This is a genomic window from Phytobacter sp. V91 (assembly GCF_965644225.1).
Classification (GTDB): Bacteria; Pseudomonadota; Gammaproteobacteria; order Enterobacterales; family Enterobacteriaceae; genus CBFFRJ01.
The window spans coordinates 1-4,435 of the sequence record NZ_CBFFRJ010000217.1 but is presented as its reverse complement, the minus strand read 5'-3'; the positions used below and the strand labels follow the sequence as shown (position 1 = coordinate 4,435).

4 protein-coding genes, 1 tRNA gene and 1 pseudogene are annotated in these 4,435 nt (G+C 48.9%); 4 read left to right on the top strand and 2 right to left on the bottom strand.

Translation table 11 applies throughout. The annotated features are described in order from the left end of the window. Positions 1–83: 83 nt before the first annotated feature. Positions 84–159: transfer RNA gene (locus tag ACSZO4_RS24765), tRNA-Trp, on the top strand. A 108-nt stretch (positions 160–267) separates the two neighbouring features. Here ACSZO4_RS24765 and hdfR read toward each other — a convergent pair. Continuing rightward, positions 268–1,089: an HTH-type transcriptional regulator HdfR gene (hdfR, locus tag ACSZO4_RS24760; protein WP_437891740.1), complete on the bottom strand. Its 822-nt coding sequence runs from the start codon at positions 1,087–1,089 to the stop codon at positions 268–270. Positions 1,090–1,207: 118 nt separating this feature from the next. On the opposite strand from hdfR, the gene ACSZO4_RS24755 reads away from it, so the two are divergent. After that, positions 1,208–1,546, top strand: coding sequence for a DUF413 domain-containing protein (locus ACSZO4_RS24755; protein WP_437891739.1), 339 nt, complete (start codon positions 1,208–1,210; stop codon positions 1,544–1,546). 23 nt (positions 1,547–1,569) lie between these two features. Here ACSZO4_RS24755 and ACSZO4_RS24750 read toward each other — a convergent pair. Then, positions 1,570–2,247, bottom strand: a pseudogene (locus tag ACSZO4_RS24750) (ATP-binding protein); the annotation flags it as partial. Positions 2,248–2,275: 28 nt separating this feature from the next. On the opposite strand from ACSZO4_RS24750, the gene ACSZO4_RS24745 reads away from it, so the two are divergent. Together ACSZO4_RS24745 and ACSZO4_RS24740 are read left to right on the top strand one after the other, a co-directional pair. Continuing rightward, on the top strand, positions 2,276–3,055 hold the full coding sequence (locus ACSZO4_RS24745; protein WP_437891738.1) for a TnsA endonuclease N-terminal domain-containing protein: 780 nt from the start codon (positions 2,276–2,278) through the stop codon (positions 3,053–3,055). Beyond that, the gene (locus ACSZO4_RS24740; RefSeq protein ID WP_437891737.1) at positions 3,048–4,364 is read left to right on the top strand and encodes a hypothetical protein; all 1,317 of its coding nucleotides are present in this window, start codon (positions 3,048–3,050) and stop codon (positions 4,362–4,364) included. The genes ACSZO4_RS24745 and ACSZO4_RS24740 overlap by 8 nt, the downstream gene beginning before the upstream one ends. The last annotated feature ends 71 nt before the right edge of the window (positions 4,365–4,435 follow it).

The following is a 4,435-nucleotide window of genomic DNA, read 5'->3' as shown; positions in this document are numbered from 1 at the left end:
GAGCGGTAGTTCAGTCGGTTAGAATACCTGCCTGTCACGCAGGGGGTCGCGGGTTCGAGTCCCGTCCGTTCCGCCACCCTATTAGGGGCGTAGTTCAATTGGTAGAGCACCGGTCTCCAAAACCGGGTGTTGGGAGTTCGAGTCTCTCCGCCCCTGCCAGAAGAAAGAAAAATCCTTAGTGAAAACTAAGGATTTTTTTTGTCGTTTTTTTACAGATATTTCCCTCTTTGCCAGCAAAGCATCTGCATAAAACAGACGCTTAACCAACTAATCGACAACTTTTACCTTCAGAAGCTCACGAATCTGGTTCTGCTTGTCGCTGTTTTGTAACCAAATCGCGTAAAGTGGCCGCGAAAGTGTCGTGCTGTCTGCAACGGTATATAAGCCATTCTTCTGTTGAGCCCATGAAACGGGGAGCCACGTACAACCATTGAGCAGAGAAAGTTGCTGGTGAGCAATTTCTGCGGAACTGGTTGTTAGCGTAGGAACATCATCACTAGCGATCAACTCCGCCTCATGTTGCTGAAAATCCGGGCCCCACTCTAAGCGTAAATAATTGAGCTGCGATTTCGTTTTTTCGGGCGCGGAACAATAAAGTCCGAGGGTGAAATAGCCTAATAACTGGCTGCTAAATTCATCCATTTTCGGCGCTTCGGTAGTGATCAGCAGATCCAGCTGGCGTTCATGCAACTGCTTCACCAGCGACTGGCGTTGTGCTATTCGCGCCTCAAACTGCAGGTCCTCTTCTAGCTGATAAAGCCTTCCTAACCAACTATTTAGCATGCACTCCCATAGCGCGGCGCTGGCTCCAATAGAAAATTGATTATGGCGAGACGTATGGGCGACATCTTTGCGCGCCGCTTGCCAGGTATTCATCAACGTTTCAGCATAAGGCAGTAATTTTTCCCCGGCTGCGGTGAGGCGAATATTATTACGATGCCGGGTGAATAGATTAACGCCGAGCTGATTTTCTAACTGACGAATACGAAAGCTTACTGCTGATTGTGTTAAATAAAGCGCTTCAGCAGCACGCCCAAAGTGGCGTGTACGACTCACTTCCAGGAAAGTTTTTAGCAATTCCGTATCCACAGTAATCTCCGCAAAATTATTTCTCGTAATGATTTAAATCTTTTGTTTTACACTCTGTCAAGCGTAACTAATACTCCGCGCCATAAATAGCTCGGCCAAAGAATTAGGAGCGTGCAGGATGGCGGAAAGCTTTACGACGACTAATCGTTTTTTCGATAACAAACATTATCCGCGCGGGTTTTCCCGTCATGGTGATTTCACCATCAAAGAAGCTCAACTGCTTGAGCGCCATGGGTACGCATTCAATGAGCTGGATCTCGGAAAGCGCGAACCAATAACAGAAGAAGAAAACCATTTCGTCTCTGTGTGCCGTGGTGAAAGCGAGCCAACGACTGAAGCTGAACGCGTCTGGTGTAAGTATATGGCGCGCGTTAAGCGTCCAAAGCGTTTCCATACTCTTTCTGGCGGAAAACCGCAGATGGAAGGGAATGAGGACTATACGGATTCTGATGACTAAGAAAGGGGCTACGGCCCCTTTTTTCATCCGATCATTTTTTGCAAGTGAATCAGTAATCTGTCGATAGCGCGATAGCTCAACGCTTCCTGCAGATGTGCTCGCTGAATTTTTTCCTCCCCCTCAAGATCAGCAATGGTTCGTGCAACTTTTAGCAACCGTTGCCATGCCCGTATTGAAAGTCCCAGATGGGTTAGCGTCTCTTCCAGCCAGTGGGCATCTTCCTGAACAAGCGCACAACTCTCTTGCATCTCACGGTTTTCCAGGTGGGCATTAAGCTTATTTTGGCGATGATATTGCCATGCCTGTGCCCTGGTGACCCTTTCCCGGACGATCGCGCTGCACTCGCTTTTATGCTGCGACTGGCTCAACAGTCCCGGAGGTAATAAGGGAATTTCCAGCGATAAATCGAAGCGATCGAGAAAAGGCCCGGACAGCCTTCCCAGGTAGCGTAACGTCTGCTCTGTCGTACAGCGGTTGTGGTTTCCCTGATAATGCCCGGTAGGGCTGGGATTCATCGCAGCAATAAGTTGAAAGCGGGCGGGATAGGTTACCTTTGCCCGCGTTCGCGAGATATGAATCTGTCCGGATTCAATAGGTTCACGCAGTGCATCAAGGACCCGGCGTTCAAATTCCGGCAGTTCATCGAGAAAGAGTACGCCATTGTGGGCCAGCGAGATTTCTCCTGGACCCGGAATGGAACCGCTGTAAGATATACTTATAGGTGCGACGATGCAGCCTTCAAACCCGCATGCTGCCGTTCTTTTCTATAGAAATACTTGCGACAGCTTATTAGCAATAGAGTTGAAGAGGTTCCGGATGTATAGCAATAGCCGCGACTACAAACCCGTGCAGCAGCGGAAAATCCGCCCAACGCGTCGTAGCGTTTCTGGCGTGTACGCTTTTCGTGGGGAAACAGGCATTGAATTCGAATCGACGCTTGAGCGCGACTTCATCATTCTCAATGAATTTAACCTCAATGTCCTCGACATCATCCCCCAGCCCGCCCAAATCCCTTTCACTGGCGCAAACGGACGTCAGTATTCCTATACCCCGGATTTTCTCGTTTACTACCATCTTGGTAACCGTAGCTATCAAAATTATCCAAAACCCTGCCTGGTTGAAGTAAAACCGGCTAAAGAGTGGCGTGAAAATTGGCGAAAATGGTTGCCTAAGTGGAAGGCTGCGTGCCGTTACGCAAGGCATAATGGTTGGGAGTTCCATATCCATGATGAATCCCGTATCCGACAGCTGCGTCTCGAGAACATTCGATGGCTCAGTCGATACAAAGCTATGTTTTTTCAGAATGAAGAAATAAATATGGTTATGGACATCGTGGGGCAGGCTGGAACGGTTACGGTTGATTACCTTCTGTCACGCTGCTTTGCCGGTCTGTATGAAGCTACAGGGCAATCGCTGATATGGCATTTGCTTTCAACCCGAAAACTTGACTGCGATATGTCGCAAACGCTCAACCGCAGCACTGTAATCTGGATCCCTCACCATGAATGACAATGATGAATACCCCGGTAGCGATGATCAGTTCGAACCGCAGAGAGCAATGATCTCCATTTCGGTTGGGAGTTTTGTCCGCCACGGAGACGTTGTATATCGAATTGCTCAGTTGCTCGACTTCAGTACCATCATAGGCGTAAATCTTGATACCGGTAGGCATGTTCCTCTTCGTATAGGCGAATTGAGGCCTGTAGAGCGTCCTGAGGCGATTTCTTATGCATATGCGACCGATATTAATGATATCGCGGATGAGGACTGGAAAGCCGCTCAGGAGCGTTATGCTGCTATTCAACCATTCATAGAAGGACGGTATTCGGGTCGTAAAGACATAAAAAAACGCGCAGAAGAAGTGGGCATCAATGCAGCCACCCTGTACCGCTGGATACAGCGATACAGTAGCTATGGTAACGTCGGCGCCCTTATTCCAATGAAGCGGGGTTGGGGGACCGGCAGGAGCCGTATTTCTCCGGAGGTGGAGGCGATCATTGAGGACGTGCTGCTGAATCACTATCTCACTAGCCAGCGTCTGTCTGTCAGCAAGACCATTGAACTCATTGATTCAAACTGTCGTAAAAGTGGTATTCAGCCTCCCAATCACATGACGGTGCGCGCCCGGATAGCGCGACTGCCGGAGCGTACTGTACTGCGGGAACGTGGGTACAAAGAAAAAGCCCGGAACAAATTTAATCCGGTTCCCGGAGCATTTCCGAATGCTGATTATCCCCTGTCGGTGATTCAGATTGATCACACGCTTGCCGATGTCATTCTTGTGGATGACATCCACAGAAAGCCCATCGGACGTCCTTGGATGACACTGGCTATTGATGTCTATAGCCGAATGATCACTGGATATTACATTTCTCTGGATGCACCCTCGGAAACGTCAGTAGCAATGTGCGTTGCCCATTCCATGCTTCCCAAGGAAGAATGGATTATGTTGCATAAGATTGATGCAGAGTGGCCTGTCTGGGGCAAGCCAGCCACTATTCATGTTGATAATGGACCTGACTTTCGCTCAGATAATTTTCGCAAATCATGCGGTGCGTACGGTATCAACCTTGAATTTCGCCCTGTCAAAAGACCGCGCTATGGTGGTCATATCGAGCGCCTGATGGGGACGGTGCTAAAAAAAATACACGGGCTACCTGGCACAACGTTCTCCAACATACGGGAACGCGTGGACTACGATTCCGATAAACATGCGGTTATGACCAAAGGCGAACTGGAAACATGGCTGCTCACCTATATAACCAAGGGAAGGTGCGATTTAATCGGTGGGGTTCAGTGGAGTCCTTATCTGTATTAGGGAAGGTGCGATTTAATCGTCAGTTATGAGAACATAAGGCTTTCTTTGCCATAGATTTTTCACGATGCCCG